Annotated in this window: 25 protein-coding genes; 12 read left to right on the top strand and 13 right to left on the bottom strand. The window is 63.6% G+C overall.

Annotated elements, in window-relative coordinates; translation table 11 throughout:
- Positions 1-5 precede the first annotated feature (5 nt).
- Positions 6-1,445 carry a sigma-54-dependent transcriptional regulator gene (locus DGI_RS08975; RefSeq protein WP_021760601.1) on the bottom strand — a complete coding sequence of 480 codons (1,440 nt, stop codon included), beginning with the start codon at positions 1,443-1,445 and terminating at the stop codon, positions 6-8.
- Complete coding sequence (locus DGI_RS19430) at positions 1,442-3,292, bottom strand: two-component system sensor histidine kinase NtrB (protein ID WP_021760600.1); 1,851 nt, start codon at positions 3,290-3,292, stop codon at positions 1,442-1,444. Before DGI_RS19430 ends, DGI_RS08975 begins: the two co-directional genes overlap by 4 nt.
- A gap of 628 nt (positions 3,293-3,920) precedes the next feature.
- Between DGI_RS19430 and DGI_RS08965 the strand changes: the two genes are divergently transcribed.
- The 3 genes from DGI_RS08965 to DGI_RS08955 are packed head-to-tail and all read left to right on the top strand — an operon-like array spanning position 3,921 to position 6,855.
- A complete protein-coding gene (locus DGI_RS08965; protein WP_021760598.1) occupies positions 3,921-5,114 on the top strand; it encodes a quaternary amine ABC transporter ATP-binding protein in 1,194 nt (397 codons plus the stop codon).
- The gene (locus DGI_RS08960; RefSeq protein WP_021760597.1) at positions 5,111-5,944 is read left to right on the top strand and encodes an ABC transporter permease; all 834 of its coding nucleotides are present in this window, start codon (positions 5,111-5,113) and stop codon (positions 5,942-5,944) included. The genes DGI_RS08965 and DGI_RS08960 overlap by 4 nt, the downstream gene beginning before the upstream one ends.
- A 47-nt stretch (positions 5,945-5,991) precedes the next feature.
- The gene (locus DGI_RS08955) at positions 5,992-6,855 is read left to right on the top strand and encodes a glycine betaine ABC transporter substrate-binding protein (RefSeq protein WP_021760596.1); all 864 of its coding nucleotides are present in this window, start codon (positions 5,992-5,994) and stop codon (positions 6,853-6,855) included.
- Between the two features lie 183 nt (positions 6,856-7,038).
- Here DGI_RS08955 and DGI_RS08950 read toward each other — a convergent pair whose 3' ends face one another.
- Complete coding sequence (locus tag DGI_RS08950; RefSeq protein WP_021760595.1) at positions 7,039-7,824, bottom strand: amidohydrolase family protein; 786 nt, start codon at positions 7,822-7,824, stop codon at positions 7,039-7,041.
- A 215-nt stretch (positions 7,825-8,039) separates the two neighbouring features.
- On the opposite strand from DGI_RS08950, the gene uxx1 reads away from it, so the two are divergent.
- The gene (gene uxx1 / locus DGI_RS19425; RefSeq protein ID WP_268741851.1) at positions 8,040-8,246 is read left to right on the top strand and encodes a UXX-star selenoprotein family 1; all 207 of its coding nucleotides are present in this window, start codon (positions 8,040-8,042) and stop codon (positions 8,244-8,246) included.
- A gap of 117 nt (positions 8,247-8,363) precedes the next feature.
- Here the strand turns inward: uxx1 and DGI_RS08945 are convergent, their stop codons facing one another.
- From DGI_RS08945 to rpmB, 10 genes are all read right to left on the bottom strand, one after another.
- The gene (locus tag DGI_RS08945; RefSeq protein WP_021760593.1) at positions 8,364-8,693 is read right to left on the bottom strand and encodes a ferredoxin-thioredoxin reductase catalytic domain-containing protein; all 330 of its coding nucleotides are present in this window, start codon (positions 8,691-8,693) and stop codon (positions 8,364-8,366) included.
- Complete coding sequence (locus DGI_RS08940) at positions 8,690-8,947, bottom strand: glutaredoxin family protein (protein WP_021760592.1); 258 nt, start codon at positions 8,945-8,947, stop codon at positions 8,690-8,692. Before DGI_RS08940 ends, DGI_RS08945 begins: the two co-directional genes overlap by 4 nt.
- A 133-nt stretch (positions 8,948-9,080) precedes the next feature.
- Positions 9,081-9,833, bottom strand: a complete 753-nt coding sequence (locus DGI_RS08935; protein WP_034607677.1) for an amino acid ABC transporter permease — start codon at positions 9,831-9,833, stop codon at positions 9,081-9,083.
- 21 nt (positions 9,834-9,854) lie between these two features.
- Positions 9,855-10,679 (bottom strand): transporter substrate-binding domain-containing protein, encoded by an 825-nt coding sequence (locus tag DGI_RS08930; protein WP_021760590.1) that lies wholly within the window; start codon positions 10,677-10,679, stop codon positions 9,855-9,857.
- Positions 10,680-10,769: 90 nt separating this feature from the next.
- A complete protein-coding gene (locus DGI_RS08925) occupies positions 10,770-12,251 on the bottom strand; it encodes an ATP-binding protein (RefSeq protein ID WP_027193170.1) in 1,482 nt (493 codons plus the stop codon).
- An 83-nt stretch (positions 12,252-12,334) separates the two neighbouring features.
- Entirely contained in the window at positions 12,335-13,315 is a 981-nt protein-coding gene (fliM, locus tag DGI_RS08920) for a flagellar motor switch protein FliM (protein ID WP_021760588.1), read from the bottom strand.
- Positions 13,316-13,357: 42 nt separating this feature from the next.
- Positions 13,358-13,654 carry a hypothetical protein gene (locus DGI_RS08915; protein WP_021760587.1) on the bottom strand — a complete coding sequence of 99 codons (297 nt, stop codon included), beginning with the start codon at positions 13,652-13,654 and terminating at the stop codon, positions 13,358-13,360.
- Positions 13,655-13,739: 85 nt separating this feature from the next.
- The gene (locus DGI_RS08910) at positions 13,740-14,753 is read right to left on the bottom strand and encodes a rhomboid family intramembrane serine protease (protein WP_051286578.1); all 1,014 of its coding nucleotides are present in this window, start codon (positions 14,751-14,753) and stop codon (positions 13,740-13,742) included.
- Positions 14,754-14,853: 100 nt separating this feature from the next.
- Positions 14,854-15,306, bottom strand: coding sequence for an FxsA family protein (locus DGI_RS08905; protein WP_021760584.1), 453 nt, complete (start codon positions 15,304-15,306; stop codon positions 14,854-14,856).
- 78 nt (positions 15,307-15,384) lie between these two features.
- Positions 15,385-15,594 carry a 50S ribosomal protein L28 gene (rpmB, locus tag DGI_RS08900; protein WP_021760582.1) on the bottom strand — a complete coding sequence of 70 codons (210 nt, stop codon included), beginning with the start codon at positions 15,592-15,594 and terminating at the stop codon, positions 15,385-15,387.
- 343 nt (positions 15,595-15,937) lie between these two features.
- Between rpmB and DGI_RS08895 the strand changes: the two genes are divergently transcribed.
- The 8 genes from DGI_RS08895 (at position 15,938) to glyA (ending at position 22,830) form a co-directional block, all read left to right on the top strand.
- Positions 15,938-16,423, top strand: a complete 486-nt coding sequence (locus DGI_RS08895) for a YceD family protein (RefSeq protein WP_235619949.1) — start codon at positions 15,938-15,940, stop codon at positions 16,421-16,423.
- Positions 16,424-16,514: 91 nt separating this feature from the next.
- A complete protein-coding gene (rpmF, locus tag DGI_RS08890; protein WP_021760578.1) occupies positions 16,515-16,700 on the top strand; it encodes a 50S ribosomal protein L32 in 186 nt (61 codons plus the stop codon).
- Positions 16,701-16,771: 71 nt separating this feature from the next.
- Positions 16,772-17,797, top strand: a complete 1,026-nt coding sequence (gene plsX / locus DGI_RS08885; RefSeq protein ID WP_027193171.1) for a phosphate acyltransferase PlsX — start codon at positions 16,772-16,774, stop codon at positions 17,795-17,797.
- 88 nt (positions 17,798-17,885) lie between these two features.
- A complete protein-coding gene (locus DGI_RS08880) occupies positions 17,886-18,908 on the top strand; it encodes a beta-ketoacyl-ACP synthase III (RefSeq protein WP_235619950.1) in 1,023 nt (340 codons plus the stop codon).
- 195 nt (positions 18,909-19,103) lie between these two features.
- Positions 19,104-19,847 carry a 3-oxoacyl-[acyl-carrier-protein] reductase gene (fabG, locus tag DGI_RS08875; RefSeq protein WP_021760572.1) on the top strand — a complete coding sequence of 248 codons (744 nt, stop codon included), beginning with the start codon at positions 19,104-19,106 and terminating at the stop codon, positions 19,845-19,847.
- A 60-nt stretch (positions 19,848-19,907) separates the two neighbouring features.
- Positions 19,908-20,138 (top strand): acyl carrier protein, encoded by a 231-nt coding sequence (gene acpP, locus DGI_RS08870; protein ID WP_021760570.1) that lies wholly within the window; start codon positions 19,908-19,910, stop codon positions 20,136-20,138.
- A 196-nt stretch (positions 20,139-20,334) separates the two neighbouring features.
- Complete coding sequence (gene fabF, locus DGI_RS08865; protein WP_021760568.1) at positions 20,335-21,579, top strand: beta-ketoacyl-ACP synthase II; 1,245 nt, start codon at positions 20,335-20,337, stop codon at positions 21,577-21,579.
- Between the two features lie 9 nt (positions 21,580-21,588).
- Positions 21,589-22,830, top strand: coding sequence for a serine hydroxymethyltransferase (gene glyA / locus DGI_RS08860; RefSeq protein WP_021760567.1), 1,242 nt, complete (start codon positions 21,589-21,591; stop codon positions 22,828-22,830).

Below are 22,830 nucleotides of genomic sequence, written 5' to 3'. Positions count from 1 at the left end.
GGCGTTCACTGCAGGGAGTCGTTGTCCGCGGCATCGCGGCGTTTGGCAAGGCCGTAGCGGGAAATTTTGTATTGCAAGGTGCGCCGGCTGATGCCCAGGGCCTGGGCCGTGCGTTCGCGGTGGCCGCGGTGGGCGTCCAGGGCCTTGACGATGGCCTCGCGCTCCGCCTCCTCCAGCAGGGCCGGGGAGATGACGGCCGCCATGTGCGCCCCGGCACCGGACACTGCGGGGCTGCGCGCCTCCAGCACCCGGGGCGGCAGCTGGGCGGGCTGGAGCATGTCTGTACTGGCGAGGATGAGGGCGCGTTCCAGCACGTTTTCCAGCTCCCGCACATTGCCGGGCCAGGGGTACGGGCGCAGGGCGTCCAGAAACAGGCCGGAGACGGCCGGGGCCGCGCGACGATTCTTCCGGGCCAGCTTGTCCAGCAGGTGACTGGCGAGCAGCGGCACATCCTCCAGGCGTTCCCGCAGGGGAGGCGCGGTGATTTCCAGAATGTTCAGACGGAAGTACAGATCTTCCCGGAATGTGCCCTCGGCAATGGCCTGGGCAAGATCCTTGTTGGTGGCGGCCAGCACCCGCACATCCACGGGCACGGGCTTCACGCCGCCCAGGGGCTCTATCACCCGTTCCTGCAGGGCGCGCAGCAGCTTGGCCTGCACGGCCATGGGCAGCTCGCCGATCTCGTCCAGAAACAGGGTGCCGCCATCGGCCAGGACAAATCGACCGGGCTTGTCTTTCACGGCGCCAGTGAACGCGCCTTTCTTGTAGCCGAAGAGTTCGCTTTCCAGCAGTTGTTCGGGCAGGGCGGCACAGTTGATCTTGATCATGGGCATGGCCGCCCGGCGGCTGGCGGCGTGCAGGGCCTCGGCGATGAGCTCCTTGCCCGTGCCGGACTCGCCCAGGATGAGAATGGTTGCCTCGCTGGGACCAGCCCGGGCGATGAGCTCCTTGACCTCGCGCATGGCCGGACTCTCGCCCACCAGGGTGCGGCAGGGTTCCAGATCCGCGGCCAGGGCGTCCGTGCTTCCCCGGGCCAGGGCGGCACTTTCCGCCAGAAGCCGGCCGTACTCGTGGGCCTTTTCCAGGGTGGCGAGCAGCTCTTCGTTGTCCGCGGGTTTGGTGAGAAAATCGAAGGCCCCGCGCTTCATGGCCTCCACGGCCACATCCACGCTGCCGTACGCCGTGAGCATGACCACGGGCAGCTCCGGCCGCAGGCGTTGCAGGGCGTGCAGGGTCTGGCGGCCGTCCATGCCGGGCATGCGCATGTCCAGCAGCACCACGCCGGACCGTTGCCCAGGCTCCGCGGCATGAAGCTCTTCGCGCAGCAGGCGCAGGCCATCCTCGCCGCTGCCGGCCTCGACCACGTCCCAGCCGGCGTCTTCCATGATGGCGCGAACCATCAAGCGGTGGCCGGGTTCATCGTCGATGATGCACAGACGCTTCATGCGGCTTCCTCTCCGGAGGGAAACGGAAACAGCAGCCGCACCGTGGTCCCCTGGCCCGGGGCGGATTCGATGCGCGCGCTGCCGCCGTGTTCCCGCATGGTTTTCTCCACCAGGGCCAGGCCCAGGCCCGCGCCCCTGGGTTTGGACGTGTAGAAGGGATCGAAGGCATGACGGCGCTCGCTTTCGCGCATGCCGGGGCCGTTGTCCTGCACAAACACTTCCACACCGCCTGCAGTGCCGGAAGTGCCAAAAACAGACACAGCCCCCAGCCGCACCGCCGGATGCGCCGCCGGGGCAGCCGCCTCCCTGCCCTCGCCCAGGGCCTGCAGGCTGTTGAGGATCAGATTGAGCAGGCACTGCTTGATGGCGTCCGCATCCGCATAGCACATCTGCGCCTGAAAATCAGTGGAAAAGACGGCGTCCACGGCGGCGATATCCTGCTCCAGCAGATGGCCCAGCTCCTCGCCCAGGGCCTGCAGATCCACCATCGCCGGCGAGAGCGCCCGGGGACGGGCCAGATTCAGCAGGTCCCCCACCACGCGGTTCAGGCGATCCGCCTCGCTGACCATGGTGTTGGCGTACTGCTCCTCGGGCTGCTTGCCGGCCAGTTTTTTGGCGAAAAACTGCGCAAAGCCGCGCAGGGCGCTCAGGGGGTTGCGGATTTCATGGGCCACGCCGGCGGCCAGCACGCCCACGGTAGCCAGACGGCGGGCGTCGGAAAGGTGTTCTTCCAGCTTCTTGAGTTCGGTACGGTCGCGCAGGAGCACCAGACGTTCACCGCAACCAGGGGAGGCCGTCACGGCACAGGGATGCCCATGAGCGCCGGCGGGGCCGGCCTCATCCATGGTCAGGGACAACACTTCCAAAAACCGCTCCCCGTGCTGCTGCTGCCGCCAGCGCACTGGCCGATGCGCGACGGCGTCGCTTTCGTCGGCCAGCAGGGCGGCGGCCTGGGAGCCAAGGGTCAGGGAATTGCGTCCCACCAGGGCCCCTTCCTCCACGCCCAGCAGGACATGCGCCGCGGGATTGGCGGCCAGCACGGCGCCGTGCCCGTCCAGATGCACAAGGCCGTCGGGGAGATTGTCCAGCAGGCGGGACTGCAGGCGTTCCAGCGTCACGGTTTTGCGGGCCAGCTCTCGCCGATTGAGCAGCACCACGCCCAGCACCCAGAGGCCGGCGGCGGCAAAGAACACCAGACTCGTCTGCAGCAAGGCCGTACGGACAAAGCTGCGGTATGTGGCCAGATGGGGGGACATGTCCAACCCCACCAGCAACACCCGGCGCGCCTGCAGCGGGGGCTGGCGCGGGGGCGGCCTGTCCGGTCCGGGGCGCTCAAAAGGCCCGGCAGACGGGGGCACAGGAAGGCCCGGCAGGCCAAGCCGGTCACGCAGCCTGGGCGGTCCCATATCCCGGCCGTAAACAAACAGTTGCAGGCCGCCGGCCAGTTCCACGCCCTTGAATTCCCCCTCCTCCTGCATCACCTGCACCATGCGCTTCGAGATCTGAAAACGCTGGGCGTCTTCGTCAAACAAGGGCGCAACCAGCCGCTCGCCTTCAGGACCATATACGCCCAGAAAATGGACGCCGCTCTCGGCCCGAAGCTCCTGCATGAAGGCCGCCGCACCGGGGATGAGGGGCAGTTCGCCATCCTGCAGGGGCCTGCGCCGAAGCGCCCCGGCCAGGGCGGCATGCACGGACCGGGCGGCCAGCAGCAGGTGACTGTCCAGGGAGCGGCGCTGCTCCCGCAGGGCCTGCAGGCTGGAGGCGGCCAGAGCCAGGGCGATGAGCAGCAGCGTGGCCAGGGCCAGCAGCAGAGGGCCTTTGTTCTTGGCGGGAAGAAACTGCATGGCGGCATGCTAGCAAATGTGCGGCCAAAGGGCGAGAGACCCCGTGGACACGGACAACCGGCACGGCGCCACCCTGCCCTGCGACGTCCTGGCGTGCAAGGCGTTGCACATGCTCGCAAAACCTGTGCAGTCCTCCCAACATCCTGAAATCAAATATCTTGTCCATCCGTGCCCTGCGGTTTTTCCATGGAGAGACGAAAGACGCAAGAGCTGTGGACAGTGATTCAATAGTGATTTCATATTCACAGCAGCAAAGTGCAGTCTGAGCCTTATGCATCATTTTTTTTGAGCATCATTCACTGTATGAAGAGTTTGCATGTCTTATCGTAGTACATTGATGAAGCATCAAAACATTTTTTTGATTGTCCTCATCATGTGCCGATCACCATGCAAACTATCAGTATCTGGCAACAGAGTTGACATGAATCGTCAGGATGCTATTCTCATGAAGTCAAAGACAGGCCATGCCACATGGCGCATTTCTGCTGCACCGGCACTGCATCCTAGCTTTTCGGTGCTGCGTGGCTCTTTTATTCACTGCTATTTTGGTGCATTGCGCGCCCCGAGCCGTCCTCCGCCCGCCTGATGTTGCGCCACAGGCCCGCGCCGCCGGCTCCCGAGACGAACCATGCACAAGTTGCACATCGAACATGTTTCCAAGGTGTTTGGGACCCATCCCGAACGCGGGCTGGCCCTGCTCAGGCAGGGTGCGTCCAAGGATGAAATTTTCCAGAAAACCCGTTGCGCCGTCGGCGTCCGCGATGCCAGCTTCCATGTGGACGCCGGCGAAATCGTGGTGGTCATGGGACTGTCCGGCAGCGGCAAGTCCACCCTGCTGCGCTGCCTCAACCGACTCATCGAGCCCAGCGCCGGCCGCATCTTCATCGATGGCGAAGACATCACCACCCTGGACCGCGAGGCCCTGCGCCGGGTGCGTCTGAGCAAGCTGGGCATGGTCTTCCAGCATTTCGCCCTCTTTCCTCACCGTACCGTGCGGCAGAACGCCGAATACGGCCTGGAGATTCAGGGCGTGCCACCATCCCGGCGGCGGGAGCTGGCCCAGGCCGCCCTGGAGCAGGTGGGACTGGCCACCCACGGCGATATGATGCCCCGCCAGCTCTCCGGCGGCATGCAGCAGCGCGTGGGCCTGGCCCGGGCCCTGGCTCTGAATCCGGACATCCTGCTCATGGACGAAGCCTTCAGTGCCCTGGATCCCCTCATCCGGCGGGACATGCAAGACGAGCTCATCGCCCTGCAGAAGTCCATGCAGAAGACCATCGTCTTCGTCAGCCACGATCTGGACGAGGCCCTCAAGCTGGGCGACCGCATCGTGCTCATGAAGGATGGCGCCATTGTGCAGGTGGGCACGCCCGAGGATATCCTCACCAATCCCTCCAATGAATATGTGGAGCGGTTTGTGGAGGGTGTGGACATCACCAAGGTGCTGACGGCCGAATCCGTCATGAAGAAAACCGAAGCCGTGGCCTACATTCACCACGATGGTCCCCGCAGCTGCCTGCGCAAGATGCGCCTTTCCGGCCTGTCCAATCTGTTTGTGCTGGACAAGGAACACCGCCTGATCGGCGTCATCAAGGCCGAGGACTGCGTCCGGCTGGTGGAGGACGGCAAGAAGGATCTGGGAGAAATCATCTGCATGGACTGCAAGCACGTGGCCCTTGGCACTCCGGCGTCCGAACTGATTCAGATTCTCTACAACCTGCCCTACCCTCTGGCCGTGGTGGATGACGACCGGCGGCTCAAGGGCGTCATCGTGCGCGGCACCCTGCTGGGGGCCATGGCCGAACGCGGGAGGGCCGCATGAGCTGGCGCGTACCGCTGGGAACGGGCATTGAAGCTCTGCTGGACTGGTTCTCCACCCATTTCGCCTTTGCCACCAAGGCCTTTTCCGTGGTGGCCGGCCAGGGCTTGTCCCTGCTGGAAGGCGGCCTCCTGTGGCTGCCGCCCTGGGCGTTCCTGACGCTGGCGGCGGCGGGCATCTGGCGGCTCACCCGGCGACCCCGGCTGGCCCTGGCCGCTGCCGCCGGGCTGGGGCTCATCTGGAATCTGGGGCTATGGACGGCCATGGTCTCCACCCTGGCCCTGGTGAGCGTGGCCACCTGCCTGGCCATCGGGCTGGGGATTCCCCTGGGTATTGCCGCGGCCATGTCCCGCGCGGCAAACAAGACCATCATGCCTGTGCTGGACATGATGCAGACCATGCCCGCCTTCGTTTATCTCATCCCGGCCATTCCGTTTTTCGGCCTGGGCAAGGTGGCGGCCATCTTTTCCACAGTCATCTTTTCCATGCCCCCGGCCATCCGCCTCACCTGCCTGGGCATCACCCAGACCCCGCGGGAACTGGTGGAATGCGCCGAGGCCTTCGGCTCCAGCCGCTGGCAGAAGCTCATCAAGCTGCAACTGCCCCTGGCTGCGCCCACCATCATGGCCGGCGTGAACCAGACCGTGATGCTGGCCCTGTCCATGGTGGTCATTGCAGCCATGATCGGCGCCAAGGGCCTGGGCGGCGAGGTGTGGAAGGCCATCCAGCGCCTGGAGATGGGCAACGGCTTCGAGGCCGGCATCTGCATCGTGGTGGTGGCCGTCATCCTGGACCGCATCCTCCAGCACGTGGGACGCCGCACCCAGGCATGACACCTTCTCAATTCCCTTCGCAACAACCCTGCAACACAGGAGATCGCATGCAACGACTCGTCTTCAAGCTGCTCATGGTCGCACTGGTGCTTGGCCTTTCGCTCCCCGGCATGGCCCAGGCGGCCAAGGCTCCCAAAGGCTCCGTCAATCTGGTGTATGTGGAATGGTCCTCGGAAGTCGCCTCCACCAACGTGGTCAAGGCGCTGCTGGAACAGGCCGGCTACACTGTGGAGATCACCCCCGTCAGCGCGGCGGCCATGTGGCAGGCCGTGGCCAGCGACAACACCGTGGACGGCATGGTGGCGGCCTGGCTGCCCACCACCCACGGCCACTACCTGGACAAGGTGAAAGACAAGGTGGAGGATCTGGGCCCCAACCTCACCGGCACGCGCATCGGTCTGGTCGTGCCGGAATACGTGACCATCCGCTCCATTGACGAGCTCAATGCCAACGCCGACAAGTTCAAGGGTCAGATCGTGGGCATCGACCCCGGCGCGGGGCTGATGTCCAAGACCGAGACCGCGATCAAGGAATACGCGCTCGACAAATTGACCGTGATGGAAGGCTCCGGCGCCACCATGACCGCAGCCCTGGCCGATGCCGTGAAGAACAAGCAGTGGGTGGTGGTTACCGGCTGGACACCCCATTGGAAGTTCGCCAAGTGGCCCCTGAAGTATCTGGAAGACCCCAAGAACGTCTTCGGCGGCGATGAGTTCATCAACACCATCGTGCGCAAGGACCTGAAGAAAGACAAGCCCGAGGTGCATGCCATCCTGGACCGCTTCGAGTGGACCCCCGAGGACATGGCTGCAGTGATGATCTCGATCGAAGACGGCATGGCCCCCGAGGCTGCCGCCAAGAAATGGCTGGCCGCCCACCCGGACAAGGTCAAGGCCTGGCTGGGCCAGTAGGGCCTGTTATTATTGAAAAGGCTCCCGGGGGAACACCTTTCTGAAGAAAGGCTCTTCCCCCGAACCCCAAAGACTTTTGTTGTGATGCAAGATCACTATGAAAGTTTTGGAAGGGGAGAGCGCGAGNAACCTTTTGCAAAAGGGTTCCCCTCTCGCAATGTTCTTTTCAAAAATTAAAATATTCTATTCCGCCAACAGCGTTTCCGCGTTGCGCCAATAGCGCTCCAGCGTGGCATCGTCCACGCCGGCCCTGGCCTGCAGCGCCTCCATGGACTCCACGGGATCGAACAGCGGATAATCGCTGCCGAAGAGGATTCGATCCGGATCGTGCTTGCGGAGGATGCGCTCCAGCGTCTCCTGCCTGATGAACGGCATGGAGGACGACGTGTCAAACCACACATCGCGCCCGGCCAGGTGCTCCACGGCCCAATCCCAGTGCCGGTAGCCCCCCAGATGCGCGGCCACCACCCGGGCGTCCGGGAATCTGTCCAATATCTTTCCCAGCTTGATGGGACAAGAGGGGTTCTGCTCCGGCGGCGCCGCATCTCCCACATGGAACATCCAGATGAAGTCCTGGCTGGCCTCCAGCAGCGGCAGCAGCATGGGGTCGTCCATCCAGAAGCCCTGGAACTCCGGATGAAATTTCAGCCCCTTGATGCCGGCGGCGCGCAGGCGGTCCAGCTCCTCTTCCCAGCCTGCGCCATGCGGATGCAGGGTGCCGAAGGCTGTGATCTGCGGATAGGTATTCTGCAGATGCATGGCGAAATCGTTGGCTGGCTGCACCTGGGCCGGCACGGTGGCGGCGCACAGGGCCACCACCTGCTCAATGCCCGCGGCCTCGGCCCGGGCCAGCAGATCGTCCACGGTGCCATCGCCCGAAGGCTTGGCGCCATAGTGCTGGTGCAATTGCTCGCACACCTTGGACGCAATCTTGGGATGAAACGCGTGGGTATGGAAATCGGTACGCATGCCCGCGGCCTACACCCGGTTGATTGGCGAGTCAACGCAGTGGGAGTTTGTGGCCGCGATCGTACACGGAGTCTACGGTGTGCGCCAAGTGGTGCGGCGTGAAACCGCCTTGTCACCAGCAGGCCTGCGCCCCTTGACGTCGAGATCAATAATATCTATCATTCATATGTAATTATCATAGTCTATTCAATCGATAGCTTTTGCTGGAGGACACCATGGCCACCGCGCGCATCACCATCTACGGCAAGGCAGGCTGACCCTACACGTCCAACGCCCGTGAGGCCTACAAGGACCATCAGTACGTGGACGTGAAGGCGGATCCGAAGCATCTTTCCAAACTGCTGGATGTGACCAAAGGCGTTCGGCAGGTTCCGGTGATTGTGGACGGCGGGACCATCACCGTCGGCTTTGGGGGGACGTGAGGCGTATAGCGCTTTGCCGGCCGTGCGCCGGCAGCTACCGTGCACTACAGTGCAATGAAAAACAGCCGGCAGGAACATACCATTCCTGCCGGCTGCTGCGTGTTCTGGTGTCGCAGGTCAGATGACTTTTTCCGGCGGCCGGCGCTCGGGCACGTACTGATGCTCGATCTTGTCCTCGTTCCAGGACTTGGAGACGTACAGCCAGCAGAAGCAGGCGCCATAGTCCCGCACATCGGCCTCGCGGTACACGCAGGGGCAGATGATGTCCTTGTCCTTCTCGTATTCCCCGGAAGCCAGGCGACACGGGCAGCTCATGTAGCCGTAGGTTTTCTTGTTTTCCAACAGGCTGTTCATCAAGGCCAGGGTCATTTCCGTGTCCTTGTTGAAGTAGTAGCCCTTGGGCTCCTGGAGCTTGCGCAGGGTTTCGAGCAGCGTTTCCGGAGTCATATGCCGAGCGCCTCCTTGAGCTCATCGCGCTTGAAGCCGATGATCACCCGCTCCCCGCCATCCAGAAGGATGGTGGGGAAGGAACAGGCGGAATTGTGCTTTTTGATTTCCTCAATGACGGCCTTGCGCTCGTCCCCCTCAAGCTTGTCCACATACAAGGATTCATATTCCACGCCGTTGTCTTCCAGATACTTTTTGGCGTTCTTGCAGTGGATGCAGGTGGACAAGGCGTAGAGCATGACCTTGTTTTGCATGGAGGCGCCTTCCTTCAGAGTTCGATTCGCAGCAGGTGGGAACGCCTGCGGCGCGTCTTGCGCAGACGGCTATTCCCTACCTCAGAACCCGCCGCCTGACAAATCCTCTCTTGCCGGCTGCCGGGGAAAAAGTTCATCGCCACCGGCCATTGGTCATGCGCCGTTCCAGGCGCTGGGCCAGCAGGGAAAACGGGTACGTCAGCAGCAGATACAGCACCGCCAGGGGCAGGTAGGCCTCAAAGGTCTTGTAGGTGGTGGCGTTCACCACCTCGGCGGCCTTGGTGAGTTCCCGCACGGCAATGACGGACAGCAGCGAGGAGTCCTTGATGAGGGACACGAACTGCCCCGTCACCGGCGGAATGATGCGCCGGAAGGCCTGCGGGAAGATCACATGGCGCATGGCCTGACTGTAGCGCATGCCTGTGGAGCGCGCTGCCTCCCACTGTCCGGCGTCGATGGACTCCACCCCCGCGCGGACCATCTCCGCAATATAAGCCCCGGAGAAGCAGGCCAGGCAGACCGTGCCGACCACCAGGGCGTTCTGGAGCCGGAGCACCGCCGCCAGGCAGAAGTAAAAGATATAAATCTGCACCAGCAGCGGCGTGCCGCGAAAACAGGCCACATACAGCCCGGCGAGCTCCTGCAGCAGCACATTGGGCCAGACCCGGGCCAGGCCGGCGGCAATGCCCACAGCCAGGCCCAGGCAGATGGCCGTCACAGACACCACCACCGTGTACGCCATACCCTGGAGGTACAGGGAGCGGTACCGCCAGGGCACCTCCCAGTTCCACACGTACTCGATGCCTCCCAGCATCTGCCACAGGACCAGCACCAACGTCGCGCCCAGCAGGGCGCGCACCAGCAGTCGCGTGCGCAAGGCGTTCACGAACGGTTCCCAATGCTCCGGCTAGTTGGCAGGCTTGGGCAGGCCGGCAAAATACTTGTCGTACAACGCATCGTACCGTCCGTCCGCCTTGATGGTCTGCAAGAACCGGTTGGTCCAGTGCCAGAAGTCGAAGTCTCCCTTGTGCATGGCAATGGAATACGGCTCGTAGGTGAAGGGCTTGAGGATGGCCCGGGTGGCGTCGGGGTTCTGCTGCTGGTGTTTGTGGATGGAAATCTGATCGTAGAAGAAGGCGTCGGCGTTGCCGGTCACCACTTCACGCACACAGGCGGTCTCGTCCTTGAAGCGGCGGATCTCGGCCTGGGGGAACATGGCCGTGGCTTTCAGGTCCGCGGTGGTCCCGGTCTTGACGGCCAGCACCTTGCCCTTGGCGTTGAGCTGCTTCACCTCGGCCACGTCGGGCGAACGCTTGACGGACACCAGGGCGCACAGGCCGGTGACGAAATATGGATCCGAGAACGTGATGGATTTGGCGCGTTCCAGGGTGCCGGTCATGCCGGAGATGACCATATCCACCTGCCCGCCCTGCAACGCGGGGATGAGGCCGGTCCACTCCATGTCCTTGATTTCCAGCTTCACGCCCAGTTCCTGGGCCATCAAGGTGGCAATATCCACGTCAAATCCGGTGGGGTTCCCCGTTTCGTCCGCAAATTCGAAGGGCCAGAACTCCACCTCCATGCCCACCACCAGCGTGCCGCGCTGCACCACCTGGTTGAGGGTGGACTGGGTGAAGATATCAAAGGGTTTGGCGGACTGGGCAAAGGCAGCCGCGGAAAAGACCATCGTCAACAGACACGCCAGCAGGGAAAAGAAACGGACGCACCGCATGCTCTACTCCTTGATACTATGGAAAGGGATGTTTGACCTATGCCCGCTTTCGCAACAATGGACAACCCTTTTTGCGAAAAAGCAGACCACTCATTCCGGCAAGGCAAACTGCGCCGTGAGCTGCACCGTGGTGCCCTGCCCTGGCTCGCTCGTCAAAACCACCTTGCCGCCCATGGCCTGGGCCAGTCGTCTGGCCAGCGCCAGCCCCAGGCCCACCCCGGCATGCCGGCGCGAAAAGGAGGCGTCGCCCTGGAAAAACGGCTCGAACAGCTTGCCCACCAACTCCTTGGAAATCCCGGGACCGGTATCCACCACGGTGAACGCCAAACACCGCAGGGCCTGATTCCCTTTGGCCAGCCGCTGCAACAGGGGAAACCGGCACGGTCGCACGGCCACCCGCAACTCCACGGCCCCGGATTCCGTGAACTTCACGGCATTGTCCAGCAACTGGGAAAGGGCCACCACCAGCATGTTCATGTCCCCCGTCAGCACGGGGGGCACATCCGGGGCCACCACCATGCGGAACGCCAACCCCTTTTCCAGGGCCCGGGCCTTGAGGTCGTGCCGCAGCACCTGCAGGCAGTCGTCCAGGGCAAAGGGCTCGCCCAGCCGGGTCTTGCGTTCCCGGGTGTCCAGCCGGGCATATTCCAGCATGAAGGTGAACAGCCGGTGCAGCCGCTCCGCAGACTGGCGGCTGGTGAGCAGGTATTCGCGCTGCTGATCGGAAAGCGCCTCGGCCAGGGCCAGATCCGTCAGGCCCAGGATGCCATTGAGGGGCGTGCGCAGTTCGTGGCTCATGGCGGCCAGAAAGTCGCTCTTGGCCCGCCCCGCCTCCAGCGCTGCCCGCCGGCTGCGCACCAGCAGCCACACCCCGGCCACCAGACCGGCCCCGCCCACGGCCCACACCGCGACAAACCAGCGCTGTACCCCGGCAATGGCCGCCAGGGTGCCGCCTTGCGCGGCATCTGCCGCCAGGGTGATGGCAATGCCGCCGCAAATGGCTCCGGGCTCGCAACGATGTTCCGCATGGCAACGGCCGCAACTCGGCTGGCCTACCAGGGGCGCCATGTATTGGAAGGTGGCGTTCATCCCGCCGTCAGCGTCGGCAGCCTCCGTCCAACGCTCCGTCGCGCCGGCCAGAAACATGCGGAGGGATTCCGTCTCCCAACCACTTGGGGAGTCGCCCCGGGACTCATCCACGGCATCGTCCGGCAACCCCACCATGCGGAACGAATGGTGATTGCCTTGCGCCTGCGCCAGGGCAGCGAATTGACGGGCCATGCAGGCAGGATCGATGCGGTGCAGCGTCTGCCCATCGGCCAGCACCAAGGGCGGCGGGGAGGCCGGGGTTGACGGACAGATGGCGGTGGCAGTGCGCACGAACACGCCGCCATGCTCGGCATTCCAAATCTGGGAAAGGACAATCTGTTCGAACAGCGCCCGGGCTTCCTGCAACAGTTGCTCGCGCGTGGCGCTGCGTTGGATGTCCACGAGCTGCATGCACGCAAAGGCGATGGCCAGGGTCCAAATCGTCAAGACGGCAAGGGGAGCAAGGGTGTCGCGTCGCAGCATAATTCCGTCCGGCACAGGTTGCAGCAGCAAACCTGTCCACATTATCACCGCGCACCGGCGAAAGCCACTGCTGCGAATGATTATTAGGTAGTGCGCATTTCTTCTTCCGTAATGATCTGAAATGCCTTGTTCGCCTTCACCGTGCCGCAGATGCCGTGGTACTTGAGCACGCCCTCGACTTCACCTTCGAGCAGGTCGTCCGTATCCGTGTCCAGCATGATGATGTCGCCGATGTCCAGGTTGAGCAGCTGGCGGCCGGTGAGCTTGGACCGGCCGAAGCGCACCACCATCTCCACCTGGGTTTCCAGAAGTCGTTCCTTGAGGCGCGCCACCCAGGCATGGTCAATCTCCAGGCGTTCCGTCTGAAAACTGGCGTGCAATTTGGAGCGGATGGGCTCCACCGTGGCGTACGGCAGGCACATGACCATGGAGCCGATGGCGTTTTCCAGCTCCACTTCGAACGTGATGACCACCACCACATCCGAGGGCGGCACAATGGCGGCGAACTGCGGGTTGATTTCGCTGCGGATCAGCTCCAGATGCACCTCGTGCACCGGCCGCCAGCTTTCTTCCATGTTTTCCAGGGCAATCTTGATGACCCGCTCAATGATGGCCTGTTCAATGCGTGTGAACTCCCGGCCCTCGATCTTCGGCTGGGAGCCCGCGCCGCCGAAAAAGTTCTCCACCAGGGCGAACACCAGCCGCGAATCCACCACCATGATGGCGTTGCCCCGCAGGGGTTCCATCTTGAAAATGTTGATGGAGGTGGGCACCGGCAGGGACCGCATGAAGTCCCCGAACTTGGTCATGTCGATGGAAATGGGGTTCAGCTCCACGCGCTTGCGCACGGAGTTGGAAAGCGCGTTGGTGCACAGCCGGGCAAAACGGTCGTTGACGATTTCCAGCACCGGCATACGGCCGCGGATGATGCGGTCCTGGTTGGCCAGGTCAAAGGGGACGATGCCGGAATCGTCCTCCACCACATCGGATTCCACCTCGATTTCTCCGCCGGAAAGTCCCCGCAGGAGAATATCCACCTCGTCCTGGGCCAGAATCTTGCTCATGCTCGTGCCTCTTGCTGCCTGCTAGTTGCCTGTCATCATCGTTCATGGAGCCGGGATAAGCAACGGCGACAATGCATTGAACACCACAAACGCCAGGCTGGCAATGATGACCAGCAGGATGATGTCCACCATGGTGATGGTGACGGGTTTCAGCGCAACTTTGGTGATGTAGCCGTCTTCGATGTGCCGGATTTCATAACGCCGGGTGGTGCGTCCGCGAATCTTGTTGCCGATGACCTTGCCCACGCGCAAATCCTTCCTGTCCAGATGGTACAGAAAGTCCTCAATGGTTTCGTGGTTGTCGTACCGATAAAAAAGGATGGTGTCTTCGGGACGCATGCCTGCTCCTGTGCATGATTGGTGCACCGCCACGCCGGCATCGTAGCTGCATCTTCCGGCCCTGGCAACGGCCTTGCGCGCTGCATCAGCACAATGCCACGCCCCATGCCGCCGCCACAAGGCCAAGGCTGCCAAGCCCCAGCGCCCAGCCCACGCCGGGCCGCCGGGTCCACTCGCCAGACCAATGCAGCACCCAGCCCAGCCCCACGCCCGCCGCAAAGCCGAACAGATGCGCCAGCACGTCCGTGCGTCCTGCGTCGTCCGGCTCGCCGCCGCCAGTGCCAAACAACCCCAGCAGAAAAATACCCGCCACCAGCGGGCCGAACACCCGGGCCCAGGCCAGGGCCGGCCGGTCCGCCACCGGGCCTTCCCCGGCCAGCAGCACCAGACTGCGATGCATGGTCAGCGCGCCCAGCAGGCCGAACACCGCCGTGGACGCGCCGATGCTCACATGCATGGAGTCATAAAACCAGGCGTTGAGCATGTTGCCCAGGGTGCCGGAAAGAACGGTCAGGCACAGGGCCACGCCCAGGCCCAGCTCCCGACCGGCCAGGGCCAGGAACACGCCGCCCAGGCAGGCGTTGCCGCCCAGGTGTCCGGGGCCGGCGTGCAGCGTCAACGCGGTGACTGCCCGATACCATTCGCCAAAATGCACCATCAGCCGGGCATCGGCGGCACCCAGACGCATCCAGACCTCATGGACGTCGCTCCCCGAAGGCGCCCCGGTCACCCGGCCCAGGGCACCACCCAGGGCACCACCCAGGGCGCCACCCAGGCCGCCGATGGTGAGGCCGTGCATGCAGATCAACCCCAGCACCACAGCCAGGGCCCCAGGCAGGGCCAGGGCAGACGGCGACCTCGGCGGCAGAAGGCGTCCCCTCCCATGGCGATTCTCGCGTTCAAAGGCGGCTATTTCCTCCTGCGCGTGCGCCGCAAGGGGATCCAGCACCTCCAGACGCCAGCCCAGGGGCACGTCTATGGCATCGCGCAGCCGATGCTCCACGCCGCGAGCCTCCAGCACCAGGGACCACAGGCGCAAGGATTCGCGCAACGGCCGAATGTGGCCGAGGCGTTCAAAAAGGACAGGGAGAATATCCACAAACTCGGGAGGACTTGCCGGCAGGGGGAGAGGGACTCGGGATGCGGATGCACGCCGTGGCGTCACGCGGCGTGGGCGCAAGAGAAACGGCATGGAGGGATCAGACGTCGATGTCGTACGGCGGCGGCTCCTTGGGGCGGCCCTGCTGGCCACGGTGCATGCCGCCATGCATCACATGCACCTGCCCGCGCTGCACGGCGCGCTCGAACCAGCGGACCAGCTGCACCTTGAGCAGCGTCCGGGCTGCCGGCACCAGAAGCGCCAGACCCAGGGCATCGGTGATAAAGCCCGGCGTCACCAGCAGCACGGCAGCCACCAGCACGCAGGCGCCGTCCATGAGCTCGGAGGCCGGCATCACGCCGCGGGCAAGCTGCTCGCGAATGCGCAGCACCACGTTCATGCCCTCACGCCGGGCCAGCCAGGCCCCGGCAAACCCGGACAGGAACACGATGGCCACCGTGGTGAACACGCCAATCTGCGTGCCCACCTTGACCAGCAGATACAGCTCCAGCACCGGAATGAGGGTGAAGGCGAGGAACAGTCGAAGCATCATGCCGGACACTCCCCGGGGAATCTTAGCAAAAAAGGGCCGTGAAGGCCCTTTTTGCACAATGACGATGCAGAAAAATCGTTAAACCTTGGCGCCAGGACCAGGCTTGACCACCACGCCCGTGCGCAGGCACTGGGTGCACACGCACACCTTGCGCACCGTGCCGCCGCTAAAAAGGGCGCGCACCTGCTGCAGGTTGGGCATGAACCGGCGACGGCTCTTGTTGTTGGCATGGCTCACATTGTTGCCCGTTGCGGGGCCTTTGCCGCAGTATTCGCACACCTTGCTCATGTATCTGCTCCTGGAGCGCTGGCTTTGCTTCAGATATAAGGATAGTGACGGAATGAGACGGCCATGCCGCCCGGCCCAGCAGCGCGACATCGACAGCAACAGCCGATGCCCGCCGCATGAAGAGCACGTTCTTTAGCCCCTTCGCCAGGAAAAGGCAAGGGCTTTTTTACAGAAGCAGAGCATTTTTGCTTGACAATGCCCGCCCACCGCGGGTACAGCATCCTCTCTTACGGGGTTGAATATGCGTTCCACTTGGTTGCCTCTTCATGACCTCCCGGCCGAAGGCCGGGACTTTTCTTTTCCAGACACCACCTTATGGTCGGACATCTGGGAGGATTTTGCCATGCCCTGCCGGATGGGTCAGCCTTTGCGGGCCGATCTGCATCTGACCGTGCATGACGCCCTCGCCGGCGGCGGCGTCCACATCCGCGGCAAGATGAGCGGCTCGGTACTTCTGACGTGCGATCGCTGCGCCGAAGATGCCGAGGCCGTTTTTGATGTGGCGCTGGACGACTACGAAGCCCTGGAGGGCGACGAAGAGGAAGTCCTGGGGGATGCTGGCGGCAAAAGCGCTCGCGCCCCGGAAGCGGCACAGGAGGATCCTGTCCCGGATCTGCTGCGGCAGGGACCGTCCGGGCTGGAGTTCGACGTGCAGGGCTACCTGTGGCAGCAATTCATGCTGGCGCTGCCCACCAAGCCGCTGTGCGCGCCCCAATGCAAGGGATTATGCCCGCACTGCGGGACAAACAGAAACGTGGAGCAGTGCCACTGCCAACGCGACGAAGGCGATTCGCGCCTGGCCGTGCTGCGGCAGTTGAAACGCTCCTGACAACATTGTATGGCATGCTCCGGGCATGGCACGGCGGTGGCCGGGCCTTCCCGAAGCGGCAAAACGCTCTGGCTCAAGAGAGGGAAGCATCATGGCTGTGCCCAAGAAACGCAAATCCAAGTCCCGCAAGGGCATGCGCCGCGCCAACCAGCGCGTGGCCATTCCTGCTGTTGTGTTCTGCTCCTGCGGCGAGCCCACCCGCCCGCATACGGTGTGTGCGGCCTGCGGCACGTACAAAGGACGGCAGTTTCTGCAGACCGGAGAGCGCGCTGCGTGACGAGCCTTCGTCGCAAGACCCAGCCCTGGAGCCGGGTGGCTGAGGAGACGCGCGACGGCGTCGTCCCCACCATCGCGGTGGACGCCATGGGCGGGGACTTCGGCCCTTCCGTGATTGTGCCCGGCGCCCTTGCAGCCAGCAAGGCGTGCAATGTGGAGCTCATTCTTGTGGGGGACGAAGTCAAGATTCAGGCAGAGCTCGCCAAATTCAACGGCGAGCTCGGTGCCATTTCTGTTGTCCACACCACGCAGGTGGCCGAGATGGGCGAAAAACCCTCCGAAATCCTGCGTCGGAAAAAGGACTCCTCCATCCAGGTGGCCTTCGAGCTGGTGCGCGAGGGGCGCGCCCATGGCGTGGTGAGCGCGGGACACTCCGGCACCACCGTGGCCTGCGGCATGTTCATCCTTGGCCGCATCGCCGGGGTGGAACGGCCGGCGCTGGCCTCCATCATCTTCACGGAAAAACAGCCCATCACCCTCATTGATGTGGGGGCCAATGTGGACTGCAAACCGTACCACCTCTTCCAATTCGGCCTGATGGCCGACGTGCTGGCCAAGCACGTGCTGGGCATCCCCACCCCCAGCGTGGGGCTGCTCTCCATCGGCGAGGAAGAAGGCAAGGGCAACCTGCAGGTCAAGGAAGCGTTCGAGCTTTTCAAGATGACGAACTCCTTGAACTTTGTTGGAAACATCGAAGGCCGGGACATCTTCACGGGCAACGTGAACGTGATTGTATGCGACGGCTTTGTGGGCAACATCGCCCTGAAGCTCTCCGAGGGCCTGGCCATGTCCATCGCCCGCATGATCAAGGCCGAACTCAAGCGCGACCTGATCTCCAAGATTGGCGGGCTGCTCATCAAAGACGCCATGCGCCGCCTCAAGCGCGTGGTGGATTATTCCGAATACGGCGGCGCGCCGCTGCTGGGGCTCAAGGAAATCGTGGTGGTTTGCCACGGCTCCTCCAGCGCGGGTGCCATCACCAGCGCCATCGACATGGCCGCCACCTTCATCCGCAAAAAAGCCAACGCGCACCTCATCGCGGAGTTGTCCGCCAACGAGGAGCTTTCCCGCTTCGGCAAGGCCGCGATGAAGCTGTAGCTCACGGTTCCGCCCTCGCCCGGTCCCTGCCGTGCCCTGCGCCGCACTGCCGGTTTCGTCCTGCGGACAAGCCCCCATCTGGATCGCCATGACACACAATTCCCGAGTTCCCGCCTCCTGCAGCATGGATATCGTCATTCGTGGCCTCGGCTTCAACGTCCCTTCCCGTGTGCTGACCAATGCGGAGCTGGAGATCATGGTCGAGACCAGCGACGAATGGATCCTCACCCGCACCGGCATCCGGGAGCGCCACATCATCGCCGAGGGAGAAGCCTCCTCCGATCTGGCCATCCCCGCCGTGGAACACGCCCTCAAGGAAGCCGGCTTCACCGCCAAGGACGTCACCCATGTGGTGGTGGCCACCTTCACGCCGGATTTCGTCTGCCCCAATTGCGCCACCACCCTGGCCAACAAAATGGGCATGAACGGGGTGATGGCCATCGACGTCAACGCCGCCTGCTCCGGCTATCTCAACGCCATGCAGGTGGGCCGCGGCCTGGTGTGCCTGGTGGAGAACGCCGTGGTGCTGGTGGTGGCCGTGGACGCGCTGACCAGCCGCACCAACTGGGAAGACCGCACCACCTGCGTGCTCTTTGGTGATGGCGCCGGCGCCGCCGTGCTCACCCGGACCACGGGCGCCGACGATGAAGGCCTCATCCTGGACATGGAATTCCGCTGCGACGGCAATGTGGGCGACCACCTCACCGTCATCGGCGGCGGCTCCAGGCACCCCTACCGGGCCGGGGACGTGGTGGGTCCTGAATATTTCGTGCAGATGAACGGGCGCGAGGTGTTCAAGCACGCCGTGCGCAACATGGACGCCATCTGCAGCAAGGTGCTGAGCAACTGCGGCAAGACCCTGGACGATGTGGATATCTTTATCCCCCATCAGGCCAACCTGCGCATCATCGAGGCCCTGGGCGACCGCATGGGCGTGCCGCGGGAAAAGGTGTTCGTCAATGTGGATCGCTACGGCAACACCTCCGCCGCCTCCGTGGCCATTGCCCTGGCAGAAGCCCGGCAGCTGGGCCGCATCAAGAGGGGCGACCTGGCCCTGCTGACCACCTTCGGCGGCGGCCTCACCTGGGGCGCAGGCCTGGTGCAGTTCTAGGCCCTGGTGCGCGAGCGCAGGCATTTTTTGTTTGCGAACCGCGAAGGTTTGAGGTAGGAGCAACGTGATTCCACGCTGCCAGACGGCACGCAGGGCTGTGGAGATCCCGCCTGCACCGTTTCCCGTATTTGGGAACTGCAACCCTCGCACCTTGCAGCCGGAACCCCCTCGAACTCGACAACCACTGGATAGCGCATGAGCGAATTGCCCAAGACCGCACTGGTGACCGGCGGATCCCGCGGCATTGGCAAGGCCGTGGCCCTGGCGCTGGCTGCTGCCGGACGTCAGGTGTATCTCACCTATGTCAGCCGCCCGGAGCTGGCCGAAGAAGTGGTGGCCACCATCGCCGCTGCCGGCGGCTCGGCCAGGGCCTTTGCCCTGGACGTGTCCGACCAGCCGGCCGTGGCTGCCTTCTTTGCCGAACACATCAAGGAAAAAGTCTTCCTCGACGTGCTGGTGAACAACGGCGGCATCACCAAGGACGGCCTCATCCTGCGCATGAAGCCAGAAGATTTCGAGCGCGTGCTGCAGGTGAATCTCATGGGCGCGTTCTGGTGTCTGCAGGAAGCGGCCAAAATCATGACCAAGCAGCGCGCCGGCAGCATCGTCAACATTGCGTCCGTGGTGGGGCAGACCGGCAACGCCGGCCAGGCCAACTACGTGGCAGCCAAGGCCGGGCTCATCGGCCTGACCAAAACCGCGGCCCAGGAGCTGGCCCCCCGCAACGTCACCGTAAACGCGGTGGCCCCGGGGTATATTGAGACAGACATGACCCACGTGCTTTCCGAGCAGGCCAAGGACGCGTTTTTGTCGCGTGTGCCGCTCAAGCGGGTGGGCACTCCGGACGACGTGGCCCAGGCCGTGGCCTTCCTGGCAAGCGACCAGGCCCGGTACATCACCGGGCAGGTGCTTGCTGTGAACGGCGGCCTGTTCATGTAACATCCCGGCCATTGGCCAAGTTTTTCACCCTCAAACGACGTGCGCAGCATGGAGAATCCTATGTCCGTAGCCGATAAAGTCAAAAAGATCATCGTTGACCAGCTTGGCGTCTCCGAAGATGAAGTCAAACCGGAAGCTGCCTTCGTGGAAGACCTCGGCGCCGACTCCCTGGACCTGACCGAGCTGATCATGGCCATGGAAGAAGAATTCGGCATCGAAATCGACGACGACGACGCCCAGAAGCTGCTCAAGGTTCAGGACGCCATCGACTACATCGGAAGCAAGCAATAGCCGGGGCTGCCTTCTTCGCCTTGGTATTGCCATTGATTCTGGAGACGCCCAGCCCCGGCGCGCCGCCTTGTGCAGGCCTGGCCGCCGGGAGCTGGACGTCATGCATCATGCCAACCCAGCGTTCCCTCGTTGCGCCGGTCTTTGCCAGTTTGCCTTGTTCCGCGGCGTCGAGGATGTTTTTTCATGAGGTGATTCGATGACACGCAGACGAGTCGTCGTCACCGGCCTTGCCGCCGTGACGCCCATTGGCAACGATCTGGAAACCAGCTGGAACAATCTCGTGGCCGGCGTCTCCGGCATCGCGCCCATCACAAGTTTTGACACCACGGACCACGCCACCACCATTGCCGGGGAAGTCAAAGGGTTCAACATGGACCCCTACATCCCGGCCAAAACCGCCAAGCGTCTGGAAAATTTCACCAAGTACGCCGTGGCCTGCTCCCAGATGTGCCTGGCCGATGCCGGCTGGGACATTGCCGAAGAAGAGCTGGACCGCGTGGGCTGTCTGCTGGGCTGCGGCCTGGGCGGACTCAAGTCCCTGGAAGCCTCCCAGACCAAGCTGCTGCAGGAAGGCCCCAAGCGCATCTCGCCGTTCTTCATCCCGGTGCTCATCTCCAACATGGCTCCCGGGCAGGTCTCCATCTTCACCAAGGTGCGCGGCCCCAACCTGGTCACCACCTCGGCCTGCGCCTCGGGACTGCACGGCATCGGCTACGCCTATTCGGACATCGTCCTGGGCCGCGCTGATGCCATGCTCACCGGCGGGACGGAATCCGTCGTCACCCCCCTGGGCGTGGCCGGCTTCAACGCCCTGAAGGCCCTTTCCACCCGCAACGACGACCCCACCAAGGCCTCCCGCCCCTTCGACAAGGACCGCGACGGCTTCGTCATGGGCGAAGGCTGCGGCATCCTGCTGCTGGAAGAGCTGGAACACGCCAAGGCGCGCGGCGCGAAGATCTATGCGGAACTCATCGGCTTCGGCGCCTCCGGCGATGCCTACCACATGACCGCCCCGCCCGAAGACGGCTCCGGTCTGGCCCTGGCCATGCAGGCAGCCCTGCGCGAAGCCGGGCTGCGCCCCGAGGACGTGGAGCACATCAACGCCCACGGCACTTCCACGCCCCTGAATGACCTGTGCGAAACCCGCGCCATCAAAAAGGTCTTCGGCCAGCACGCCTACAAGATGCCCATCACCAGCAACAAGAGCATGACCGGCCACCTTCTGGGCGCAGCCGGCGGGGTGGAAAGCGTCTTCAGCGTGTTGACCCTCAAGCATGAAATCATTCCGCCGACCATCAACCTGGACGCCCCCGACACCGAGTGCGACCTGGATTACACGCCCCACACCGCCCGCCCCCTGGCCGTGCAGAACGTGCTGTGCAACTCGGCCGGCTTCGGCGGCACCAATGCCTCCATCCTGTTCAAACGCTACGAAGGGTAAGGGTGCGCCATGGAAGAACTCTTTATTCAAGATCCCCAGGTCGCCCGCGCGGTGCAGCTGGAAGTCGAGCGCCAGACCGGCAAGCTGGAGCTCATCGCCTCCGAGAACTTCACCTCCCCGGCCGTGCGGCAGACCATGGGCAGCGTGCTCACCCATAAATATGCCGAAGGCTACCCCGGCAAGCGCTATTACGGCGGGTGCGAATACGTGGACGTGGCCGAGAACCTGGCCCGCGACCGCGTGAAGCAGCTCTTTGGCGCCGAATACGCCAACGTGCAGCCCCACGCCGGGTCCCAGGCCAACATGGCCGTGTATTTCGGGGCCCTGCAGCCCGGGGATACCATCCTCGGCATGGACCTCTCCCATGGCGGCCACCTGACCCACGGCAGCCCCGTGAACTTCTCCGGCAAGCTGTACAAGATCGTCTTCTACGGCGTGAAGAAGGAAACCGGCTGCATCGATTACGATCAGGTCCTGGAACTGGCCAAGCAGCACAAGCCCAAGCTCATCGTGGCCGGGGCCAGCGCCTACCCGCGGACTCTGGACTTCGCGCGCTTCCGCGCCATTGCCGACGAAGTCGGCGCGCAACTGATGGTGGACATGGCCCACATCGCCGGGCTGGTGGCTGCGGACCTGCACCCCTCCCCCATCCCGCATGCCCACTTCACCACCTCCACCACGCACAAGACCCTGCGCGGGCCGCGCGGCGGGTTGATCCTCTCCTCCGAAGAATTCGGCAAGGTGCTCAATTCGCAAATCTTCCCCGGCATCCAGGGCGGGCCGCTCATGCACGTCATCGCGGCCAAGGCCGTGGCGTTTGCCGAGGCCCTGCGGCCCGAGTTCAAGTGCTATCAGCAGCAGGTCCTCAAGAATGCCCAGGTGCTGGCCAAGGCCCTCACCGACGCCGGCTACTCTCTGTGCTCCGGCGGCACGGACAACCACCTGATGCTCATCGACCTGACCCAGAAAGACGTCACCGGCAAGGATGCCGAACATGCCCTGGATCTGGCCGGCATCACCGTGAACAAGAATACCGTGCCGTTTGAGACGCGTTCCCCCTTCGTCACCTCCGGCGTGCGCATCGGCCCTGCCGCCCTGACCACCCGCGGCATGAAGGAAGCGGAAATGGAAAAGGTGGCCAGCTGGATTGTGGACGTCCTGGCCAACACCACCAACGAAACGCGGCTGGAAGCCATTCGCAAGGACGTGGAAACCTTCGCCAGAGAATACCCGCTCTTCACCTGGTGCTGA

This window comes from Megalodesulfovibrio gigas DSM 1382 = ATCC 19364 (assembly GCF_000468495.1).
In the GTDB taxonomy this organism is placed as follows: Bacteria; Desulfobacterota; Desulfovibrionia; order Desulfovibrionales; family Desulfovibrionaceae; genus Megalodesulfovibrio; species Megalodesulfovibrio gigas.
Note: the sequence above shows the minus strand (reverse complement) of the source record. Positions and strands in the feature narration are given on the sequence as shown.